The sequence below is a fragment of the Paenibacillus sp. SEL3 genome (genome assembly GCF_054602585.1).
In genome coordinates this window covers 5,589,794-5,612,261 of record NZ_CM137725.1, presented here as the reverse complement: position 1 = coordinate 5,612,261, position 22,468 = coordinate 5,589,794, and the positions used below count along the sequence as shown (strand labels likewise).

The window sequence follows — 22,468 nt, the reverse complement described above, 5'->3', positions numbered from 1 at the left end:
ATTTGTCAATATAGGGAGGTGATTCACACACAATCCGGCGGGCATGATTGTCCCCTTACAGGCATAGGCTGTAGATAAGAACCCTTATTCCCAAGGAGACGTGGAATGAAAAACAGTACGCTGTTGAAGATGCTGCCTTTTATGATTCCGTTTGCCTTTCTCATCCCTGTGCTTGTCACGCTATCTCCCCAGTGGCTTCGTTTGTTAGATGTGGGGCAGCTGCAGCCATTAAAAACGGTATTTATGGGTATTTTTCTGGAAGCTGTTCCGTTTCTCCTTATCGGTGTGCTCGTCTCATCCCTTTTGCAGTGGCTTGTACCGGAGACATGGATTCGCAAAATAGCGCCTGCACATCCTGTACCGGGTGTCCTGCTGGCCTCCTTACTAGGTATACTGTTTCCCATCTGTGAATGCGGCATGATCCCTGTCGTTCGCCAATTAATGCTCAAGGGAATGCCTGCCTATATGGGTATCACTTTTATTTTAAGCGGGCCCATTATCAATCCCGTGGTACTGGCTGCGACGATGATGGCTTTCCCTTCCCATCCCGAGGTCACTGCCGTTCGAACGGGTTTGGCTTTTACCGTTTCCGCGATCATCGGACTTATCGTGTATGCCTTTGTGCGAGTACATCCGCTCAAACGGTCGTTACTCTCTTTTAACCAGCAAAAGCAGAACAATCAGACTCATCGGCATAATCGCACATGGCGGGGATTTTTTGTACATGCTGGGGACGAGTTTTTGGACATGAGTAAATATCTCATTATCGGCGCATTATTGACAGCCTGCATCCAAACCTTCATCCCACGTAATGAGATGCTTTCGTTAAGTGAAGGAACGGTCGGATCGTACGCCTTTATGATGGGTTTTGCCTACATACTGTCGCTGTGTTCCACCTCTGATGCCTTTGTAGCCACTGCTTTTTCACATACCTTTACACTGGGTCCACTGGCGGCCTTTCTTGTACTTGGTCCGATGCTAGATTTCAAAGGCACGCTCATGCTACTAAGCACCTTCCGCACCAAATTTGTCGCCATCCTGGCCTTGCTCATTGTTTCACTTGTTCTAGTGGGTTCTATAGCTGCTGAATGGTTATTGGGGAGGTGAATACAAACGTGAATTCAACCTTTAGCATCCGCTGGCAATATGGCATTCGCTCCTTGCTCATGATCGGATTGGCTGTATACATCATCTCATTAAGCCGCACGAATGCACTTCATTACTACCTAGCTCCCCATATGCAAAAGCTACTCCTACTCTGTCCTGTACCCCTCTTGTTCATCGCATTGGCGATGGCATGGCACGGAATCGTTGGGGGGCGGGACGGTGAGGATGTATGTGATTGTGAGCACCCGTTGCCGCAAAGCTGGTTCAAAAAAACACTCGTATATGGAATGCTGCTCATTCCGCTCCTATTCGGTTCTTTGCTGCCCAATCAGGCACTTGGTAGTGATATGGCCGCCAAAAAAGGCATGTCCTTCACGTATCCCAACCCGGACATCCGACGGAAAACAGATACACAGACCACGAAAGCATCCACCTCCTCCCTTTTATCAACTGCATCTTCTGTCCCCACTTCGCCCCCTCCAGAGGGGAAATGGAGTCAGGAAACGCTGGATAAGCTGTTCGTTCCGCCTGATAAGTACAATGTGGAATTCGCCGAACTGGCGAAACGCCTGTATCAGCAACCTATCATACAGATCAAGCCAGAGATTTTTTCCGAAACTATTGGAGCCATTGAATTATATAAACAAGCTTTTGAAGGAAAAAAAGTACAGGTGACTGGCTTTGTGTATAAAGACGACAATCTGCCGGGTAAAGGGCTTTTTGCAGTAGGAAGATTCCTCGTCAAGTGCTGTACTGCCGATGCCATGCCCTTCGGGATCATCGTCCAATCCCAGAAAGCCCCGTCCTTTGACAAGGATACCTGGGTGACCATTGAAGGAACACTGCATACCGCACAAAAGGGAAACGCTCCCGTACTTGAAATTCGATCCGAAAAAATAACCGCTGTCGAGCAGCCAGAATCCCCTTATGTCTATACCCAAGCAGACTCGGTAGCTACCTTTGATCGCTTGAACACAACACACTAACCCCGCCAAGGAGGAAAAATGATGAACAAAGTTCCTGTTATTTTAATCAGTGGTTTTCTTGGAAGCGGCAAAACAACACTGCTTTTGCGCCTGTTAGCCCATACCCGCCAAATTCCCCTTCGTGCTGTTGTTTTAATGAACGAAATGGGTGAATATAATGTAGACAGCGCTATAATTTCAGAGGAAATGCCTGACGTAACAGTAGAAGGATTGCTAGAAGGCTGCATTTGTTGCAGCAAAAGAAATGAACTGGCAGGGGCTTTGCATACCCTGCTCAGCCAGGAGCCAGATCTGATCTTCATGGAGACCACCGGGGTAGCCAACCCCGAACAAGTACTGGAGGAGCTTCGCTCCCCTCTACTGGCAGATCAGCTTTATCTGGTTCACAGCATCAGTGTTGTGGATGCTGAGCTGTTCCATGAATACAATAGCCGTTTTACGGCTGATAAAGAACTGGTTCGCACCCTGCACGGACAACTGCGCACCGCAAACTTCATTGTGGTGAACAAGACGGATGCAGCAAGCAGCCGTGAAGTGACGAGGGTCGTCAAAAGCATCCGCAAGCTCAACGATACGGCCAAGCTGCAAACTACTGAATATAGCCGGGTTGACCTTGAACCACTGCTAGAGCCTGTTCTGGCCTCCACATCCGTTGCCGCGAAACCTGTACAGACACCTCAACCAGCACCTGCACAGGTCCAGCCCACTGATGCAGATGCACTGTCTGTCCCCATTCCCGTCAAAAGTTCCGGACGACCCAGTATTACCTCTATAAGTACGCCGTTCAAAGTTATTTCTGCACACAGTCATAGCCACAGCCACGATCCCAACCAGACCCACTCGTTTTCCCATTTGGAGAGCTTAACGCTGCATCAATATTCTCCTCAGCCACTCGAAAAACAACGATTGGAGCGCTTTCTGACAGGGCTAGGCTCCTCTCTGCTTCGAGCGAAAGGTTATTGCGTGCTTCCTCAGGAAGGGACAATGCTTTTGCAATTTTCAGGAAATCACTTGGAGTGGCAGCCTACTGCACTTCCCGTGAGTCAGGGATATGTCACGCTCATTGGGGAGCAGCTCGACAAAGCATCCATTACCGACCAATGGGAACAGTGCTTCATTTCGCTATAAATAACAGGTCTAAATTAAGACAAAAAAACCTCCTGCAGATGCAGGAGGTTTTTTAAAAAGCGATGTTCACGGATTATAAGCATAATCCATGAACACAACGCTCGACTGTTCTTACTTAAGGTTATATTTTTTGTTAAAGCGATCCACACGGCCACCGATATCCACGTTTCTTTGTTTACCAGTGAAGAACGGGTGGGAAGCGGAGCTAGTATCTACACGGATAACTGGGTATGTGTTACCATCTTCCCATTCCATCGTTTCTTGCGAATATTTAGTGGAAGCACTCAGGAAAGTAAATCCACAGCTAGGGTCCAAAAAGATAACTTTGTTCAATGTTGGATGAATATCTTTTTTCATTAGTTTCACCTAATCTTTCATGTAGTTTTAGTTTCAACCTCAAACGTACTGGCGCAATACTCCATCAGTTGGCAAAAGGAACGGTTATGTCCCAGAAAAAAAGACGACAGACCTTAACGGTTGGCGCTCAAGCTCGTAAACGACAAGCAAACGATGCCGCATATATCGCATCGCCCATTGCACGAACGCTCCGGATCTTTCGTCAGCCTTCATCGTTATATAAGCATATAGTGAATGGTCCTCCGGCTCGTCCCAAATGCTGACACCAGCACAGGAGAAGTCGGTAGCCACGTGCTTTCGATTCAAAAGGCAAAGCGTGCCATGTAGCTCAGCATCTATCATACAGCCGTGAAAAAAAGCCGTTCTCTTAGATGCAAGCTTTAACTTTAGACGCTCTGTCCACTGGACTAATTCAAGTTTTCGCCGGTTCCATAACGCAGGCTTTTGCAAACTTAACAGGCTTCGCTCAGGAAGCAGGATAATTCAGGTTGCTATACAGCAGGCCTCAAATTATCTAGTTTCACGATGGATCGTGTACTTTTTCAGACGCGGAGAGTATTTTTTCATTTCAAGACGGTCCGGATGATTTCTTTTGTTCTTAGTTGTTGTATAGTTGCGGTCACCGGATTCGGTGCATGCCAAGGTAACAATTACGCGCATTTCTCTTCCTCCTTAATTGGAATACATGGTATACAATTACAATAGTAATTTTTACGATTATTTTTATTCTATAATTCATGCTCCGCTTTGTCAACCTTAGAGTCACGGTTTATCGCTTCTTCTACCGTGTTCCAGCGATTACGGTACTGTGCAAGCTTCGGATGAAGTTGTAGTGGTTCGCTCGAAAGCACCAATCTGACATTTCTAATCCATTCTCCAAACGATGCATAGGAAGCGCACAAATTTGCCATTTCAGGACTCATGTACAAAAAAAGTGGGGTCGTATACTTTTCCGCCAAAAAACGAATAGCTGCTTCAATCGGCGTATACTTTTTACGCTTACCTTCCCAGCTCTCAATGACAACAGCACTCAAAGCCTGCTCCCGCTGCCACTCTCCCAGCTCGTCCACCCGCTTGTAATACGAACGTACCGGCTGCTTCCACATTCTTCTGACGGTTTCTTCATGCAGCGGATACAGCACCAGCTTTGTAAAAGATAATGCAGCCCCCGTTTCGGCAAAAAGCTCCAGCTCTCTGGCTGTAATCTGCTCGAACGTATCATAGTAGACCATGGTCCCTTTATGCGTCTCGATCGGAGGCTCATAACCATAGGGTACATATTGAAGGTTTCTTGTCATGCCGGACACTCCGTCCTTCCATAGATGAACTTTTCCTTCTATATTATACCCTTGTTTTGGCATGAGGTTACATCAAATGTTTATCCTTGTTCAACAGCAGGCGTATTACCGCGTGGACCCCTTCGGAATTGCAACGCATAAAGTCCCATCGTCACAAGCGCAATCAGTGCAAGCACCGTAAAAATATTGCTAAAGTTGAACACCTGCACATTAGATACGACAGGATTCAGATGAAAGGACGACGAACTATCTAGCGTTTTGCCCAAGATACTTGTCGTAATCGCTCCGGCAATGAAATTCAGCAGAGATAGCAGCCCCATTCCAACACCAATCTGGTCTTTCGACAAGGTACGAGAAATCGTGTTGGACATGGCAATTTGCATGAAGGTCTGACCTACGTTTCCGAAAATAAGCAAAAACAAAATCAGATACGGAGACGCACCCACAAACGTAGACAAGCTGATAAAACAAATAAACAAAAGCGATACAGCTGTATAGACGAGAAACGAATTTCCTTTGCTATCCGCCAAACGCCCCCCTCTTTTACCCAATAGAGCCGAAGCAATAGCAGCCGGAAACATAACCAGTCCAATTATTGCGGGCGTAAGCTGATTGAGACTGTTCAGAAACTGCGGTGCCAAGTACGGCAATCCAAAGCTAATCCCCGTCCCTAAAAAAGCGATAAGGAGCCCGTATGAATATTGTTTGTTACGGAACAGCTTCGGCTGGATGAATGGGTCATGTGCAGTGTTAATGCGCCATATAAACAGTGCAAACAGCACCATACCGACCAGAAAAAACATCATATTGGTTTGCGAAATCGAAAGTAATAAGAAGGCTACTGTTCCACCCAGCAATAATCCACCAAGAAAATCGAACTTCTGATCCTCTCCACGCTGATCGTCCAAATATTTACGAAAGAACGGCAATGCGATCAGTGGCAGCATGGAAATGACGAACAAAAAACGCCAGCTTGCAAAGCCTGTGATCAAACCGGAAATAATCGGAGCCAGTGCAGTACCTAACGCCAAGCCGATTGCTGTGACGCCCAAAGCACGTCCTCTTTTTTCAGCCGAGAAATAACGGACTGGGACGATCATAGCAGTGGCCGGAATAACAGCAGCCCCTGCAGCCTGAAGCAAACGAGCTACAATGAGCATCCAAAATTGATTGGCCAACAGTCCAATAAGCGAACCCAGTGCAAAAAAGATAATCCCAAACGTCAGCAAATCCTTAAGACGATATTTATCTGCCAATTTGCCGTAGGTCACCGAGCCAACCGCATACACGATCATATAGCCAGTCAGCAACCAACTTACATCGGAAGCACTAATATGAAACTCCTCTCGAATCACAGGCATAACGACATTAAACATAAAAGCGTTCATCACTGAAAAAACAAGTGTGAAAGCTAGCACACGCATAAGCTTATCCGCATTCGGATAAGTTTGTTCATTTATCATTTGGTTGTCTCCCTCTCCTGTAAACCTCTTATCTAAGATCGTAATTCACTGCTTTTGAATACCCCTATCCGGGTAAAATCTCTATATATTCGCTCATGCACGGGCGTCCGCAGGGTGGTAGTCGCGGAGAATTTTTTTAAGCAGGCCGCGCAGCGTCTCCGATTCTCCGACAGATAACGTTTCCCCTACCGAGCTTTTAATTGCCTCAATAGTACGTTCAGCTACCTTGTGAATCTTCAAGCCTTCCTCAGTCAAATAGATTTGCTTCATGCGTGCATCTTCCGGGTGACTTTTGCGTACTGCCCAGTTTTTCTTAACGATCCCGTTAACCAGGCTAGTAACGCTTGATTTATCAATAAGCAATAGCTTTTCCAAATCCGTATTGGTGACTCCAGGCGACATCGCCAGTATATAGAGCGTCTGCGATTGTGGGGAGGTGAGCCCCAAAGGGCGCAGTGCTATTTCAATTTCGCGCCGGACGGTAGTGAAAATCCATTTAATTAAATACATCGTGCTCTCTTCCTCCCAAGGAAGACAAACGGGATACACCTCGCTTCCCATCTCACTACGAACCTCCATATCTATCTAATTTTAATAGTTTGAATTCCAACTAATTTTAATCAGCTGTCTACTTAGTGTCAATACTTTCGTAACATGATGCTTTATTAGATAGGGTTAATTTTGAATTACAAATTCATCCTTTATGGAAATATAGGCACAATAAAAGACGAGTCCTTTGAAGGAAACCCGTCTTTTACTTCAGTCATCATTCATTTCTGTTTTATAGTTGCTTAGTCCGCAGTTTTCACTTGAACTAGCGGATATTCTTCTCCATCAACGGTAACCGTGCTAGCATCATTCAGTTCCAACCGCTGCCAAAGGGTCAATAGCGTACGATAAGGATACTTCTTCAGATCATACTCCGATGGTGTGTCAGTGTCTGTGTCTGTATTTGCTCCATTGCCACTACCCTCAGTAGTAATCTCCGAAGTCAAGCCTCCGTCCGTGTTGCCAGTCACTGCTCCAGATTGATCACCACTTTTTCCACTGGATGTACCCCCACGAGCTGTGGAACCATTGTCCGTGGATTGTCCATCTGCTGTCGTGCTTTTTGTAGTGGCGCTCCCAGTGTTTACATCACCGGATGGATCATTGTTCGCCTTACTGGCTGCTTCCTTGTCGTTCTGTTCAGCAAGTGTAAAATTTTCGTATAAGTGCTCCTGCTGATCCGCACCGACAATGACGAGCTTCTTCGGCTTAAATTCTGCCTGCTCTGTCGATGTCTGAAACGCAAACAACAGCTTGACCATTTTCGTAGTGGACTTGGTATTAGGCACATGTGTCACTATCGCCGTAGGCTCCTTTTTTACGGGCACTGTAGGCTCTACAGGCTGTTGTTGTACAGGCTTCGGAGTGGCAACAGGCGCAGGTGTGTCAGCAGATCCGATCACCCCGGTTGCTTTCAGGCCGCCTAGCGTACCTGCAATGACAATCAGCACGATCCCGGAAATCACCCCACCTTTACGGAAACGACGAAGCGTTTTGACCAGAGGCGTGTCCGTCTCACGCTTTGCTGCCAGATAGAAATTTTTAAAGACAGGCTTTGCAGGTTCAAAATATTGACGCCACAGCGTTTTTTTATGCAGTCCCTCTCGTCCTTCCTTTTGGAAGAATAGAAGTAGCGCACGTCTGTAGGATGGTTCAAAACCGCCGCGTGGAGTAGCAAACTCAGGGTGTTCCTCCGACCATCGGATAAAGCGGTACATCGTATCGTTATCCTTTGCCCATTTGCGAATCGAACTGACCAGGCGAGCGAAATCCAATATTCCCTCTCCCGGCCCGTCAGAACGATAAAAGGCAGGCAACAGACGGGCAAAATGGCCTTCCGCAAGCTGCTGGGGCAGCCAGCTGTAAGCCCAATCCTGTACCTTTTCTACTTCGCCGGGCTCCAGACCGTCCAGCACCGACGGTTCCGGGTCCTCCGTGTTAAACCAATCATAAGCCGCAACTAATCGCACAGCTTGTCCCTTAAGAGGAGCAGGCAGCTTTCCAACCCACTGCACCAAATCGGGCCGTGTGAAAAAAGGAATCTGTACGACCTGATCGGGTGATATTTCCTTTAGCTCTACTTCGGTAAGTAAATACCGATCCGACGCTTCCTGCAAGCGTTCTGTCAATCCAGATTGCTCCAGCGGGGACAGTTTGCCTACGGCAGAGTTGCTGTCCCATTGACACAAGCGTTGGTGAATGGCAGCCACAGCCTCTACTGGTTTTCTTTCCGCACGCAGTCGGCCCATCAGTGCAGATTCTGCCAAAAGCTGAAAATCGGCATTCGCCGACACTTCGATATACCTACTGCCCCATTCGTGCACAACAGCCAGCAGCCCCTTGGCATCCGGTGTTCTTTTCATCTGACTGTCCATGTAGGGAATGAACAGCATTTTTGTCAGTGCCGGATTACCCAACACTTTCGTAAAATATGCCTTGCCTAATGATGGATTCTCTTCAATTGTATGATAAATATACGTGACTGCTTCCGTATTTCTGGCAGTATAAGCATTGTTTAGCGAACGGATTAAATATTCCACCAACCGATTTTCGCTGCTGCGTGCATGAACTTTATAATAGTCCTTGAAACTATCTACCAGGCCTACATCCGGAATATATCCATCCTTCACCCGATCAAATTCATGATCAAAGAACGACAGAAACAGATCATTCAGCCTCATTTTACGTGGCAGCGCATCGGGTGGCGATAAATAATCAGTCTGGCTTCGTAACACAGTGATTCGTTGTTCGTTGTATAATGCCCGCTCTCCCTGCTCAATTCTGTACAACGTAATTAGCTCATGATAGCTGGATGGCGTCAAATCACGCCCGGCCTCCATACCTGTCAGCATTTGCTCGGCAAATTTGAAGAAATCGTCCGGCGTCTCACCATTCAACAACGTACGGACGATCCAGTCAAAATACGGCTGTCTCACCTGCTCTGCATCCACATTAAGTATTCGACTATGATTAGACAGGTCAAATACAAAGTCCTTTTCTACATTCCGATCACCGGGACGCAAACTAAAAGGCTCAACAAACATCAAGTGAATGCCTTTTCTGCTGTTTGGTTCCTGTGCATATGTAAGAAATCCGAGTCTGTTGCGAAATGCATAAGGCAGTGCTGCATATAACACACCCAGCAGTTGCTTGGCTGAAGATCCGACCGCTTCTACAGGAACATTCAGCGCTACGTATACCTTTTTGCGACCCGCTGCGGACATCATGACTGCGTATAAAAGCTGTTTGAACACTTCTTCGCTCAGCTGCAATTGAGCCAGCACTGTAGACGGGTCAACAGCCGGAAATACACTTCCACCTGGTAGACGCTCCAATTCCGGCAAATCCGTTCCCTGCTCAATATCATAAGTATCAACAAAGGAGGTGTTCAGCCACTGCTTATAATCAGACGGAGATTCACCATGTCCGGCTGGAATCACATAGTTGTGCGTGAAAAGGGCGCTTCGTAGCCCAGTAAAATCCGCAGCCTTATAAATACTGCGGCCAAGTACTACATCCCCGGACTCCGTCCGTACCAGATGTATGGCTTCCGGATAGACACTTTCCTGTTTCTCGCCGCGCGCCGTCAAAGCAGCAGGCGCATCATATACACATAAGGGATGCAGCACCTTTTTAATAAAAGAAGCATCCAATCCTTTGGAATTAGCCACTGTATCGAAGCCTTCCGTAGAACGGAAAATACCACGCCGTTCCCGTGTGTACATCTGCTGTTGTATCAAATGAGAGGTAGCATAACTCACTGTGATTCTCTCCCCTCAATGTACTTCAACTTATAAAGCAGCCAAATAAATGGCTCATCCACACGGATCGGACTAACCAACCCTTGCAGCTTTTGCTCCACCGGATTGCTACCCAGCGCGGAAACCGCGAAATAGGCCGTATCCGTAAAATATACATCCATCGTGCCCTTGAACGGTTTATCCACCTTTTCGATGAAGCGCCGAACTTCGCCATCAATGTTCGCAAACTCATCCAAATCCATATATTTGCGATGCTCCATCGGATTAAAAATATTGCTGTTCGTCTTGATGTATGTGCCTTCTTCATCTGCCAACGCAGTAAGCATATCACTTTTGGTCAGGACGACAGCGGTCGGAATGTCCGTTTTCCCTTTTTCCTGATAGGCGATAAAATCACCGAACATCGTAAGTACAACGTCACGCGGTTCATCATATTGTGAGACCCACTCACCCGGCTTATCGCCAAGGTTAATCTTAATGCGCTCCCGAATAGAGCGGATTTGTAGTGGATCGACCATAAAGAGAATACCTGCAGAATTCTTAATATGCTGTCCATGCAGTCCCAGATAGTCCTGATCTACCATTCCCTCACCGGCGACATCAAAAAACACTAGCGTCAGTGGCGGCTTTTCCTCATCCTTAAATACGAACTGGAAGATAAAAGGCTCCTGCATCTTTTCTTTTTGTGTCGATGTAAGCAGATCGCCTCTTTCAAATAAGGGTTCCTCATACATAGTGCGGAACTTTCGGCTGATCTCTGCATTGAGTGGCATGCAAGCCGCGTCAAAATGATCGGCCGTAACATGTTGCAGCGTGTGAATCAGGGAGGTCATATAAACAGATTTCCCTGCCTGCGAAGCTCCAATAATCGAAATGATATTGCTAGGCACCTTACCCGCAGTCACGGGCAACTCGTTATGGCAGTGCGGGCACAGTCGGTGACGCGTCAGCTCGCCATAACGGTCGGTCAGTCCTGTCAGTACATGATCAGAATACAATCGATGTTCCTCAGGAACATCAAGGGGATGTAAAATCGCCTCCATATCATGCACACTGTCCAAGCCAAAACGCTCCCGATATTTGTTCAACAGCTCATCTTCACCCAAAGCGTAGTCCTCGTCATCTTCACGGTGATGAGAAGCACGGAATACTACTTCCTCCGGGGAGAATTTACTAAAGCAATAAGGGCACACAATATCATAAAATAACGGCCTTGGCGCTGCCTGTGGCTTTCTTCTGAATAAATTGCTAAGAAAACTCATCGGTTGCGGCCTCCTTTCATTCAGGAACTAATTCATATACCGTGCCATATTTCTGGCCGTCCGTAAAAAACAGCCGCACATATTCATCTCCCCCCACTTCAACAGCGGGTAAAACATTCCGTCCCGCAACAAAAGGTGCTGTGAACGGATACAAGGTTCCATCGTCCCGATCTGCGGGATAGCCCCCACGCTTCTTCACGTAGCAAAGCGCCTCCTGCGGGACAGGAACTTCGGCTGTCACCTGAATTTGGACGGTTTTGCGGCTGCGAAACCAGCCTTTTTTATGGTGAACCGCATATCTGATTTTAGCCCTTCCGGTGCTCAACTCCAGTTGGTTGGCTCCGTCTTGCTGACGGATCACGTAAGTGTCTCCATCCTCCCGAACAGCCGGATACACGGTATACCGCACGCGTCCAATGCCTTCAATTCGGTCACGATAGCTGCCAGCAGCCTTATACTCCTCGCGTGTAAAAAGTTTTAGGCTTGAAAAAGGCGGTAAAACTTCACCTTTATTTTGCCCATTCACACCTGCATCGGCTGATTGCTTCGCAATATATACCACGGCTGCGCCCTCAGGCCACTGCCAGCGTAACACAACCCGGTTGTCATCAATTTTGTGGCTCAGCTCCGAAATAATAGGATCACCGGGCTGTGCTTCCCTATACTGCATAAGTTCCAGCCTCCCGTTCTAAAATCCACTGCTGCGTCGATTGCGCGTCGGGGCTTCCGGTGCCCCTCTTCGGCGTCCTGACGACTCACCCTGACTTCCTCCACCGGAAGATCGGCGAGTATTTTCCGCAATCGGCAGAACAAGCGAAAAGACAGCAATAAGGGCTGCCAGTACGAGCGCTGCCAACAAACGAATCATCAAGTCGCCTATAGGCGATCCAGATAATCCTTTTTCCAAAATAAAGCCAGCGAGCAAGCCTGCCGGGACTCCACCAATGGCGAAATTCCGTGCAAGAAAACGGTTATCGAACATCAGCCCAAGAGCTAATCCCAATAGAGCGCCGATAATGACCAGAGCCGTTACACGATAAATGGCAAAATACAGACTGTCGGCATATTCACCTGTCCGCTCCGTTACCAGTGTGCGATCACCGATTTTGTTATATATTTTACCGAACGCCTGAGTAAGTCCTTGGGCATTGGCTACATTAGAATAAGTTCCACCTGTCAGGTTAGCAATATTTTGCAATAAGGCTATACCATCCGACTCTGCCAGTTTCAGCCCGATCGTATTAATCGGAATCTGGCGGGCGATATAAGGAGCCAATGCTGTCTGGGTATCCAGATCGCTAAAACCATCAGAGAGCATAATAACGAGAGAACCTTTTTCCGCATTGCCTTGGGTTTCAATCTCCTTGATCGTCTCGTCCAAAGCAAGCCCGATCTCTGTACCGCCTGACATTATAGTTTGCATACTATCGATTTTAGAATATACCGCTTGCTTCTCTGCATCTGTGCCAATGGGAGTAAATGGCTGAACCAACTGCGCAGCAGATTCAAATGAAACAATGGCTACCCGCTTGTCTCCATCCATTTGGGCAATCAGACTCTTGGCAGCCGTTAGGCGTTCATTATCAGGATCTGTTTGTTGCATACTTCCGGAATTATCAATCACAAGTACGAGGTCCTGTACGCTCTTGCGCCCTTCAGGGTTAACCTGATAGCCCAACTCCAATAGCAGACCTGCCACGAACAACATCACCAACGTAGCAGGCACCAGTAACTTCCAGGATAACCCGGAGTAGCGCTGCCGCCATGAATGTCCATTTAACTGTGGCGAAATCAGTTCGCCAATCAGACAGCCTAGGCCAATGCACAGGGCCATGATGCCAAAATACAGCCCGATCACGACGATATGCGGCCAGTGCCCTATCAATTTGTGAAGAATAAGCTCTCCCAAGATGAAGCCTACTACAGCGCCCAGCAAGCCGAACAGTAATAGGAGAACGTTAAATTTACGCTGCTTCATAAGAATCGTTGCTTCCTTCCATCAATAAAGTAGGATGAATATGTGGCTACCGCAATTCCGGCAACCGGTCCACGTCGATTCCGTGAAACACGAAACCATTCGCAGTATATGTCTCATAATACGTTTTGCCGTTGCGGTAAACCATCAGATCCTCCAGATGGAAGCCGCCCATCAAATGCAGTTTTTCCACCCCGCTACTGCGACGCTCATGCACAAAACCCAGTTTGTAAATACGCGAAGTAATGTCCACATCCATCGCATAAGGAAGAAATTCGCCTTCGTAGTCACCAAAGAAGTACTTTTCTTCATACCGATGCTCATGGGTATAGTCGAGCAAACGTACGTTAATTCCGCCATGTTCCTCTAACGTTTGATACAGTTTTCTAAACAGCTCATCCTTCGGAACGACCAGCCGATTTTCATATGCAGCAGCTACATTCGCACGCCGCAATAATTCTTCTTCGAAGGTCTGATTAAACGGCTGTGAACTGAGAATCAAGGTACGACAGGTCTGCGTAAGTCGATCCACCAATGCGGACAGACCCCCGTCCAGCAATCCGGATACAGGCCCCATATGCCGGGTATCAAAGAATATAGATTTTCCCCGCTTGCTTTCCAGCTCGCGCATGACATCCTCTGTCACACGCTCGTAATACTCGAACAGGTTTTGACCTGTGTAACTGTCGGCCTGCCGAATACTGTCCGTTGCAGCTTGATGCAGTTCACGCTCCAGGCTGGCAAGCTGTACTGTAATATGCTTCGCTTGTGCATGCCATTTCTCTAGTGCCAGTTCATAGCGGCGAAGTAACTCCAAATCCGCTTGAATCCGCAGCATGTGCAGCTTGTGCCCGTAAACTGTCTCGGTCAGGTAACGGATCAAGCTGCGCACATTATGCTTATCCATGAGTGGTAGTCGTTGAAAAGGCTGGTCCTCCACCCGCCCGTTATACAGGGTATCCAGTTCAGCGGCACTAATCTGCAAGTCATTGGACGTATCCCGAATCAGCCCCCGAACAGCCGTAAGCACATTCCCTGTTTTATTTTCATCCGTCCAGTCTGTCAGCTCGAAAAATCCGATTTCAGGATATTCCTTGGCAGCTGCATTCACAGCCAACTGCAGACCTGATTCCGCCTGAAAATCTCCCAACCGTTTGTGCACAATCCGTTCACAATTATCACGGAAAAAGGCTTCGCAGCCCTGACCAAACAAGGCTTCCTCCGCCTCACGTAATGTCATTCGCTTCAACGAGCCGTAGCTGGCTCCGCTGGTCATCAGTGCACTCATGTCCGTGATCGCTTCATTACCAGGAACTAGATCATTTCGCGTGCGACCGCGCTCAGCAGCATCTAAACCAAAATAATTCAGCTTATCGCGTATGTCCCACTCCTGCTCTGTTCTCATACGCTCTAACAGCTTCACATAAAAGTGATACAGCACCGTAAGTGCGATTGACTGGTTAGGGCGGTTGACTCGGGAAAATCCAGCCGACACATAACCCTGCCGCCCGGATTCCGTCATGATGTTGTTTTTAAACGATGTATTGTTGTATCCCCCATCCTGTGACCGATAGGAATCTCCTGCCTGATAACGGTTTTTAAGAAGCTGAATGTGGCAAATGATGTCACAGCTTTCTCGCAGACTATTCGGCACCGTTACGCCGCGTTCGTTCTTGTCGGACAGCACATAGACGAGATCGAACAACGGCGATGGAGCATGGGATACCGGAATGGTCAATTTGTCCTCGGTCATATGAAGCGGTGCCGTAAACGTATACTCCGGACTCTGGATATAGTCCAGCTCTCGCATGAAAGCAACGGACGTTGCACTACTGTAGCCAAATTGGGCAGTCTGATCGCTTTCATTCACCAACACATACAGATCCATTTGTACCGATTTAAAAGACTGCGCAAAAATATACTCCGCCAACAGCGTAACTTCAGGGATTAATACGTTCATGGGGTCATCCGCTGTTGTCAAGATCGACAAATGGACACGCTCGAACGAAGAATACAACCGACCGTAATCTGCCAGATGTCCACTAGCCCGGCGCAACGCGGTGTTAAGCTCAATTAGCTGCGATTCATGTGTATAAAAGGCTTGGTGTAAGTCACGGCGTATCGTTTGGTGGCCACTTTCCTCCGGTACCGCTATCGTATGAACAATAGCATCCACCGAACGATCTACAGCCGCATGTTCTTCCTGCGAGCGAATCTGAATATATGTTACTCCCGTGCTGTTATCCCACTTGGTTCGGTTGATATCTGCAATGGTGTTCATCACCGGGTTCATGCGATCCCCGATAAAAAGAAACACGGACGGGAAATGGATGCTACTGCGTCCATCCCCGCTTCCGATTAATTGGTCCTCTGCGGCTGCATAGTCAGCCGCATAACGTAACAGCTGCTCTCTCATACTTTATTTCAACTTTCTGCGGATGTCGTTTAATTTTCCAGCCATTTGAGCATAGAATGCATAAAGTTCCGCTCCGTTAGCCAGCTCCACCTTTTCATATTCCAATTGATTACGGGCCTCTGTATAAGTCGCAGCCAGTTCATCCAGCTTTGCCAGCAATGGTGTAATATCCTCAGATGAAGTCAATACAGCATCACGGCGATCCGCCTTGCGCATTAGAGTTGCAAATTTCTTTTCTTCCAAACCACGGAAGTTTGTAAACACTTCAAACTCCACATAATTGCGGCTCTTCATGACGTTCGCAAACGGCTCCCAAGCCTCTTCCTCTTCGTCACGATCATAGACATACAAAGCGCCTTTTTTCGTAATCGTGTCCGTATAGAGAGCCTGAATGAACTGATCCAGCCATTTTTCTTCATCCTGATATTTACCCAGCAAAGCTTCCAGTTCAGCGGCTTTCGCTTCAATTTGTGTATATTTCACCAGTTCTTCACGAACCACCTGTGTTAACTCTGGTGAACGGATCAGGTTTTCCTTCGCCATCTCTTCATTGATGCTGCCAAAGATGTCCTTGCTTCCGGCCTGCTCCAGCCCTTCAGCCAGTACACGTTTCAACTCAGACCATGCTCTTTTTACCTCACCCAAATTCGGCTTGGATTCCTGCAAGCGCATATCGTAGCCTGCCAGCATCGCATTCAGATCTAGCGCATGTGAACGGATTACAGTGAAGCGGCTGCTCGTATTCTGATCGACATCCTTTTCCCGAATCACGCCAAGTGACTTGGCACGGTCAAAATCATTACGAATGCGTGCATTGTATGCTTGCACACGCGAATTGACGTAAGTTTCGCCCCATGACTTTTCAGGAATCGGCGACGGCAGATTAGTCCAGTTGTTCTGGCCTGTTTGCACCAGATGGCGGCCAATACCTTCGCGGTCAAGAATCGTTTTTTCATAGCTTTCTTCATACACTTTGAGCGGCGTATATACAAACAGAGGAACACCATTACGCGTATTGAGCCAGAAAATCCGGTTACGAACTTCACTTTCTTTAATAGTAAAGTGTGATTTTCCAATTGCATTATTTTGATAATTGCGAACGCCTTTTAGGATATTAGGCGACTGTACAGGTACCGAAACGAATCCCCAAGACGGGAAGTACAAGTTGCCAGAGCTATTGCTCAGATGGAACACAGGTACAGCTTCCTCATCCAGTTTGCTCGCAATGTAGCGCTCCACAAATTTTTCAATAGCTTCATCTTGCCCGTATTTCATGACGAGGAAATCCTCCATGGAACGGGTAATGAGATCACCGAACTTATCAGTCAAGAAATTGGAGATTGAGCTGATGATGTCCATATCCTGATCCTTCACCCATTGATCTGAATTTTCGAGCAATTCTTGGGCAAAATCACGAATCAAATCGTCACCGTTGCGGTTATCCAGCAGCTTGGTCACAACTTCAGAAATATCCGGTACACTTACCAGATTCCAATAGTACGTTTTGTTACCTTTGTGATCGGACTGTTCCTCGCCGTTAATCAGCAGATCACCATTCTTCTCGAATATTGCGCTCAATGCGTTCAAAATTTCAGTAAATACATTATAAATGCGGCTATTTTCCTTATTCAACAGGTCATACAGGTCTTCATAAAATTCAATGAGCTGCTCTGTACGTTCCACATCAGCACGCAGCCAATATTCATTAATTTTCGCTTCAATGTACGCATTTTTCTTTTTATCCTTGGATACAAACGCGCTCTTGGCATCGCCCAACTTTTCGTTCGCCTGCTCACGCGCCCATTCAATGTCCGTCGGAATACGGTGCAGTGATTCACGCAACGTCTCCACATATGAAAGCAGCATTTTCAGCAAGCTAAATCCTTTTTCAGTATAAATCATGCGGGATACATAAAACGGTCCTTGCTCAGGATGCAGAAACATCCGGCGAATTTGATCCGTAAACTGTCCTGTAATTTCACCAGGAAGCTGCTTCTTCGCTTTGATATACTCTTCGCGGGCACGCGTCAGGAACGTTTGCTCCAGCTCGGTGTCCATATTGACAACTTGCATTTTAACGACATTGCTATAACTTAACCGTTCACTGTTTTCAAAGCCCGGAAGCGGCTCAGGTACACGGGATTCAAAGTTTTTGATCATGCTATCCAGATCCACGCCCAGCTTGCGGGCAAACTTCTCTACATCCTCTTGATTTGGCGATTGCTCGAACATTTTGGACATTTTGCCAAACATTCGATAAGCCAGATATGTCGTCATTTCCTCCATTGGCAGCACCGCCGAGGAAGCCCCGATAATATTGTAATCGTAGTTTGCTGGATGCGCCTTATTCATTTGTGCGATGTTGGTACGGATATTGCTGATATAGTCATGAATGGCAAATTCTTCGCCGGATTGTTTTTCCTCACTCGCCATAAAGTTGGTGATGTTTTCGGCGGTGACATTCATGCAGTAATCATAAGCATTTTCCAATAGCTTGCCTTCCGTATTCGTGGCCGAAATGAGATGGCACAGATTAAACGGCGGAAGCGGCGAGTTCACGGTCAAAATATTTCCGTACTGCTGCTTAAAGCGTTCACCACGGCTGTCTACATTCATCCAGTAGTCCAGCTCTTTCAGTGCAGCATAGCCGTTCTTTTTAATATATTCACGGGTATGCTCGCTCAGGCTTTTGTTCGCCAAATTGATATCCGGTGTAAACAGATACCCTAATGTATTTACACGGTCTACACCTGCAGAGCCATAATCGCGCTCAATAATTCCTCGGACGATATATGAGATATCGAGGAAAGTACCGCTTCCTGTACCGCCGGACAAACCGGACAGCAGGAACACCATAAGCTTCTTATTGGTGCCCTCAGACAAGGTTTTGATTTTTTTGTCAATGCTTTGAACGACCTGATTAATTTTGGTGAACAGCAGTAATCGTCCTGCCTGACGTACCCCTGCCGCCCCGTTCATACCATCGGTAATGCTCAGCTCTGGAGACAGCCAATCGGTAATGTACGGCTCTAGAATGCTACGGTTTTGCAGCAATCCGCCGATTTCCGCATTGGACAGCAATACAAACTCATTGATGGGGTCCAAACCAATCCCCTTGTATTTTTTGTTGCGGTCTTGTTCATTCGTTTCAAAAGCGAGAAATTCCACATTGTCCGGTTTATCGCTCTTTTTCTTGGAGATCGGATCTGCTGGAAGCTTGAATCTGCGGTTAATTTGATATTTCAAGCGGAGAAGGGCATCAATTCCCGTACCTCCGAGTCCGATAATTAAAATAGGATTATCAATAGTATCCACTCTGATCTTATCGCTTACGATTCCCCCGCCGAGTGATACGTCTAATTGTTGGATATGCTCTCTAACTACTGGTTTCATAGATATGACCTCCTAAGGGTTCGTTTAGCTGTTTACTGAAATAAATTCCAGCAAAATGGTTTTGTCCACACTGGCTAACGGGATGGTCAGACGATCACCGTTTTTGAGTTCAAGACCGTTGCCTGTGTCTACAGCCCGCCCGGATTTTTCAATCGTAATCTCGGAGGTACTGCGCACAATGATACGATCCTGATTGGCTGGTGTGAACACAACCTTGTCGGTTCCAGCAAATTCCGGTGCCAGTTGCAGCAACTGGTGCAGATTAAATTTGCCCCGGAAGGTGTTCAGCTTCTTGTACTGCGGATACGTTTTTTCGCCAGTGTTCTCATCCCGGATTTCCAGTACGATTTGACCGACAAAACCACGGTTGGCCTTTTTCATAGCCTTCCAGATGAAATATGCGGCAACCAGCAGAACGAGCAGTCCCAGCCCTAAAAGAATGAGTGGCATTAGCTTGGACTTTTCAGCAGGTGTTGTTGGCTGAGTCGTGCCCGTATTTGTACCGCTCGTCGCCCCTGCTTTAGCACTAATGGTTACAGGCTGTGTTTCACGGTAGAAGCTCTTCTCCTCTGCTCTAACGGTTAGTTCGTAGTCATGCTCATCTGGAATCGTATAGGAACCGGTAAAAGAATCCCCTGCGTTGGTTAACGGCACCTCATTCGTTGTACCGGAATCCAGATCCTTGACCTTCAGAACAGCATTCATATTCGCATACAATTCCTGATCCTGAAGATGCTGGCTATTGCTCGTCAGGTAAGAACGAATTTGAACTGCATCGCCTTTTTTGTATGATTTGGCGGGCGGTGCGTCCATTTTCAGCTCCAGATCATAGTTAAATACCAGATTAATATCAATCTGATCCTGCTGGACTCCCTTGACTTGGAGCTTCCAGTCACCAGCCGCAGGCTTGAGCAGTTTAATCAGTGAGTAGCTTTTGGACTTGGACAGCAGCACATCGCTCGAAGGAATCGGCTTGCTGTTGCCCGACGGGTCTATCAGTCTCGCATCCACCGGTTTCGAGGACATGATCGAAATGTTAGCCTCCAGCACACTATCGTTCGGTACGGTTACCGTTACGTCCTGATAGTCGCCGTTTGCCGTAATGGACTGCAAAGGCACCACTTTCAACTTCAAATTGCTGGCGAAAATTTCACTCAGAATGTTCGGCAGGTCATCCGCTGAGCTTGTAATAAAGGACTTGCCGCCCGTTTGCTGCGCTATGTCGGCGAGCTTGTTTTTATTCAGCTTCCCATCTGCATTCAAGCCGATGGTGTAGATCGGAACGCCGCTATTTTTAGCCTCGGCTACAGCCTGTGCCATATCCTGATCGGATTGGCTTTCGGTTCTACCTGTCGTCTTATTAAAATCGTTGTTACCGTCGGCCAGCATGACGATCATAGGCGCATGTCCAGCTGTTTTACCATCTTGCAAAATGCGGATTGCTTCCTTGACACCCACGGAGGTGTCAGTATACGCCCCCCGGTTCAGTCCGTCAATAAACGTCTTCAGTTCCTGCTTATCCGCTTCGGATGTAATATTAAGCAAGGCTTTCTCACGCTGTACGACATCCGTATACGCTACAATCCCGACCTTGTCATTTTGCGTCGACAGCATATCAATGAACATTTTCATAGCTTCATTGCCAATTTTCCCAGGATCACTGGTGTTCATTGAATTACTTACATCGACGACCAGCACCGCATCCACCTTAGAAGCAGAGGGTGAAGCGGCATTCGCCATCTGTGGCTGCCATGCCAAAATCGAGGTCATGATCATTGTACATATGATTCCGATGACCAAAAACCATTTTCTGTCTCTACTAAACATCGCTTGTACCCCTTTGCCGGTTAATTCTCATTCTAAATTACAGTTGTACTCCCCTACTATTAAATTATAATGAGTTTTACATGAGCGCCAGCTGAAAATACTGCCCGAATGGTCTGAATCCAACCCAAAAGCCTGTTATACCGCGAGATTTTACCAATATCCTGCAGTAATGATATAATTATACCCCAACAAGGGCAATCGGGCACCAGCCTTCTCCTTTATACGACAAAAATAACAATAGCGAAACCCGCCCATGTAAAATATTGAAGTAAAAATCCAAGTAGAAAGAGGAAATACACTATGATCTCATACGGATGTCTGGCGATTATGTTTCTTTTTGTCGCCATCAAATCACTAATTTACTATATACATAAAAAACGCGCCCCGTCGATTACACAAATCGACACCGAGCTTCTAGCGCTGCTGAACCGGAGAAGTGAGCACAATGAATAGTTCCAAACAAGCTGTACAATTTCGCCCATTTACCCGCACAGAGTACGCCTTCCAAAAGCTAAGAGTCTGTAAGCGTTGTGGACAATTTACCGCCCTTTGGGAAGAAGAGTGCACATCATGTGGTCGGGATACACTAGTCCCTGTAGAGCAATATGCCAGACTCAGAGCCAAACGTTATTTTCGTAAAGACCTTGCCGTTAGTGTCATATTGCTGGCTGCTACTGTCTTTTTCGGCCACTCGCCGCAACAAATGCTTCTGTGCGGTATCGTCGGTGCGCTTCTTCTGCTGCCCTTGGTGCTTCTACAGCAGGGTATTTATCCTTATGAACAGCGTAGGCAGCTTATACGTCTGTTCAGAGGCCGTATAGGGCAGATCCAGGAAGGACTAAACGTTAATCATAAAAACGCAGTTGCCCTGCGGCAGCTTAGTGAGCGTGTCTCCTATGAAATGCTACGTGAGATGGCTGTACTCCTTCACAATGATCGGATAAGGCTCCAGCAGGTCGCTCTGCTGCAATCTTTTGTTCTCCGCAAAGACATGGAATTAACGCTCGATCCTCTCCTGATCAAGAGCTTTGAGCCGCTTATGGTCAGATATATCGGAGAGATTGCCAGACTCAATCGTGAGCTGATCAAGGACCGGACATTCCGATACGTAATCTTTTATGAGCGCCGTATTCTGGAATTAGCAGGGGGCGAAGATATTCTCGTCCGCGTAGCCAGTGCAGCTGTCCGTAAAAAGCGCTACGTAGTCACCCATTCTGCTTTCATTTCCAGATATGTACGCAAACTGCCAAAGGAACGAGTCCAGCGTTTATATCATATCATTCAAGAGAATCCGTTAGAACCCTTTGGAGATTTGGCCGATGAAGTAAAGATTATGTACCTGATGGAGCAATATAAAAGCTAAGCTGCCATAATGCCCTTCTTTATATGACGTCATCCCGATCACAAATCACTGCAATGAACCAGCAAAAAACCGTCAGGATCGCCA

General features: G+C 47.1%; 18 protein-coding genes. 5 read left to right on the top strand and 13 right to left on the bottom strand.

Annotated features, from left to right (window positions below; translation table 11 throughout):
• Positions 1-105: 105 nt before the first annotated feature.
• Genes ACYCS5_RS25985 through ACYCS5_RS25975 form a run of 3 tightly spaced genes read left to right on the top strand, consistent with a single transcriptional unit; the run spans position 106 to position 3,221 of the window.
• Entirely contained in the window at positions 106-1,107 is a 1,002-nt protein-coding gene (locus tag ACYCS5_RS25985; protein ID WP_029519157.1) for a permease, read from the top strand.
• An 8-nt stretch (positions 1,108-1,115) separates the two neighbouring features.
• Positions 1,116-2,093, top strand: a complete 978-nt coding sequence (locus ACYCS5_RS25980; RefSeq protein ID WP_459760325.1) for a TIGR03943 family putative permease subunit — start codon at positions 1,116-1,118, stop codon at positions 2,091-2,093.
• Between the two features lie 18 nt (positions 2,094-2,111).
• The gene (locus tag ACYCS5_RS25975; RefSeq protein WP_165147228.1) at positions 2,112-3,221 is read left to right on the top strand and encodes a CobW family GTP-binding protein; all 1,110 of its coding nucleotides are present in this window, start codon (positions 2,112-2,114) and stop codon (positions 3,219-3,221) included.
• A gap of 111 nt (positions 3,222-3,332) precedes the next feature.
• Here ACYCS5_RS25975 and ACYCS5_RS25970 read toward each other — a convergent pair whose 3' ends face one another.
• From ACYCS5_RS25970 to ACYCS5_RS25910, 13 genes are all read right to left on the bottom strand, one after another.
• Positions 3,333-3,578 carry a type B 50S ribosomal protein L31 gene (locus ACYCS5_RS25970; protein WP_013310118.1) on the bottom strand — a complete coding sequence of 82 codons (246 nt, stop codon included), beginning with the start codon at positions 3,576-3,578 and terminating at the stop codon, positions 3,333-3,335.
• A gap of 84 nt (positions 3,579-3,662) precedes the next feature.
• On the bottom strand, positions 3,663-3,884 hold the full coding sequence (locus tag ACYCS5_RS25965) for a hypothetical protein (RefSeq protein ID WP_238437774.1): 222 nt from the start codon (positions 3,882-3,884) through the stop codon (positions 3,663-3,665).
• 204 nt (positions 3,885-4,088) lie between these two features.
• Positions 4,089-4,238 carry a 50S ribosomal protein L33 gene (gene rpmG, locus ACYCS5_RS25960; RefSeq protein ID WP_013310116.1) on the bottom strand — a complete coding sequence of 50 codons (150 nt, stop codon included), beginning with the start codon at positions 4,236-4,238 and terminating at the stop codon, positions 4,089-4,091.
• 68 nt (positions 4,239-4,306) lie between these two features.
• Positions 4,307-4,876, bottom strand: a complete 570-nt coding sequence (locus ACYCS5_RS25955; protein ID WP_029519154.1) for a hypothetical protein — start codon at positions 4,874-4,876, stop codon at positions 4,307-4,309.
• Positions 4,877-4,956: 80 nt separating this feature from the next.
• Positions 4,957-6,339 carry an MFS transporter gene (locus ACYCS5_RS25950; protein WP_069010194.1) on the bottom strand — a complete coding sequence of 461 codons (1,383 nt, stop codon included), beginning with the start codon at positions 6,337-6,339 and terminating at the stop codon, positions 4,957-4,959.
• Positions 6,340-6,432: 93 nt separating this feature from the next.
• Positions 6,433-6,900, bottom strand: coding sequence for a MarR family winged helix-turn-helix transcriptional regulator (locus ACYCS5_RS25945; protein ID WP_029519152.1), 468 nt, complete (start codon positions 6,898-6,900; stop codon positions 6,433-6,435).
• Positions 6,901-7,130: 230 nt separating this feature from the next.
• Complete coding sequence (locus ACYCS5_RS25940) at positions 7,131-10,148, bottom strand: GAP1-N2 domain-containing protein (protein ID WP_459760324.1); 3,018 nt, start codon at positions 10,146-10,148, stop codon at positions 7,131-7,133.
• The gene (locus tag ACYCS5_RS25935; protein ID WP_029519150.1) at positions 10,145-11,410 is read right to left on the bottom strand and encodes a TRAFAC clade GTPase domain-containing protein; all 1,266 of its coding nucleotides are present in this window, start codon (positions 11,408-11,410) and stop codon (positions 10,145-10,147) included. The genes ACYCS5_RS25940 and ACYCS5_RS25935 overlap by 4 nt, the downstream gene beginning before the upstream one ends.
• A 16-nt stretch (positions 11,411-11,426) precedes the next feature.
• Entirely contained in the window at positions 11,427-12,080 is a 654-nt protein-coding gene (locus ACYCS5_RS25930) for a beta-mannanase (RefSeq protein WP_069010195.1), read from the bottom strand.
• Between the two features lie 18 nt (positions 12,081-12,098).
• Positions 12,099-13,388, bottom strand: a complete 1,290-nt coding sequence (locus ACYCS5_RS25925; protein ID WP_459760323.1) for a vWA domain-containing protein — start codon at positions 13,386-13,388, stop codon at positions 12,099-12,101.
• 46 nt (positions 13,389-13,434) lie between these two features.
• Entirely contained in the window at positions 13,435-15,801 is a 2,367-nt protein-coding gene (locus ACYCS5_RS25920; protein ID WP_069010197.1) for a transcription initiation factor TFIID, read from the bottom strand.
• Positions 15,802-15,804: 3 nt separating this feature from the next.
• Positions 15,805-19,194, bottom strand: a complete 3,390-nt coding sequence (locus ACYCS5_RS25915) for a tubulin-like doman-containing protein (protein WP_459760322.1) — start codon at positions 19,192-19,194, stop codon at positions 15,805-15,807.
• A gap of 24 nt (positions 19,195-19,218) precedes the next feature.
• The gene (locus tag ACYCS5_RS25910; protein ID WP_029519145.1) at positions 19,219-21,021 is read right to left on the bottom strand and encodes a vWA domain-containing protein; all 1,803 of its coding nucleotides are present in this window, start codon (positions 21,019-21,021) and stop codon (positions 19,219-19,221) included.
• A gap of 300 nt (positions 21,022-21,321) precedes the next feature.
• Here ACYCS5_RS25910 and ACYCS5_RS25905 point away from each other — a divergent pair, with 300 nt between their 5' ends.
• Positions 21,322-21,474, top strand: a complete 153-nt coding sequence (locus tag ACYCS5_RS25905) for a hypothetical protein (RefSeq protein ID WP_165147246.1) — start codon at positions 21,322-21,324, stop codon at positions 21,472-21,474.
• Positions 21,467-22,384 (top strand): hypothetical protein, encoded by a 918-nt coding sequence (locus ACYCS5_RS25900; protein ID WP_340885217.1) that lies wholly within the window; start codon positions 21,467-21,469, stop codon positions 22,382-22,384. Before ACYCS5_RS25905 ends, ACYCS5_RS25900 begins: the two co-directional genes overlap by 8 nt.
• Positions 22,385-22,468 lie beyond the last annotated feature (84 nt).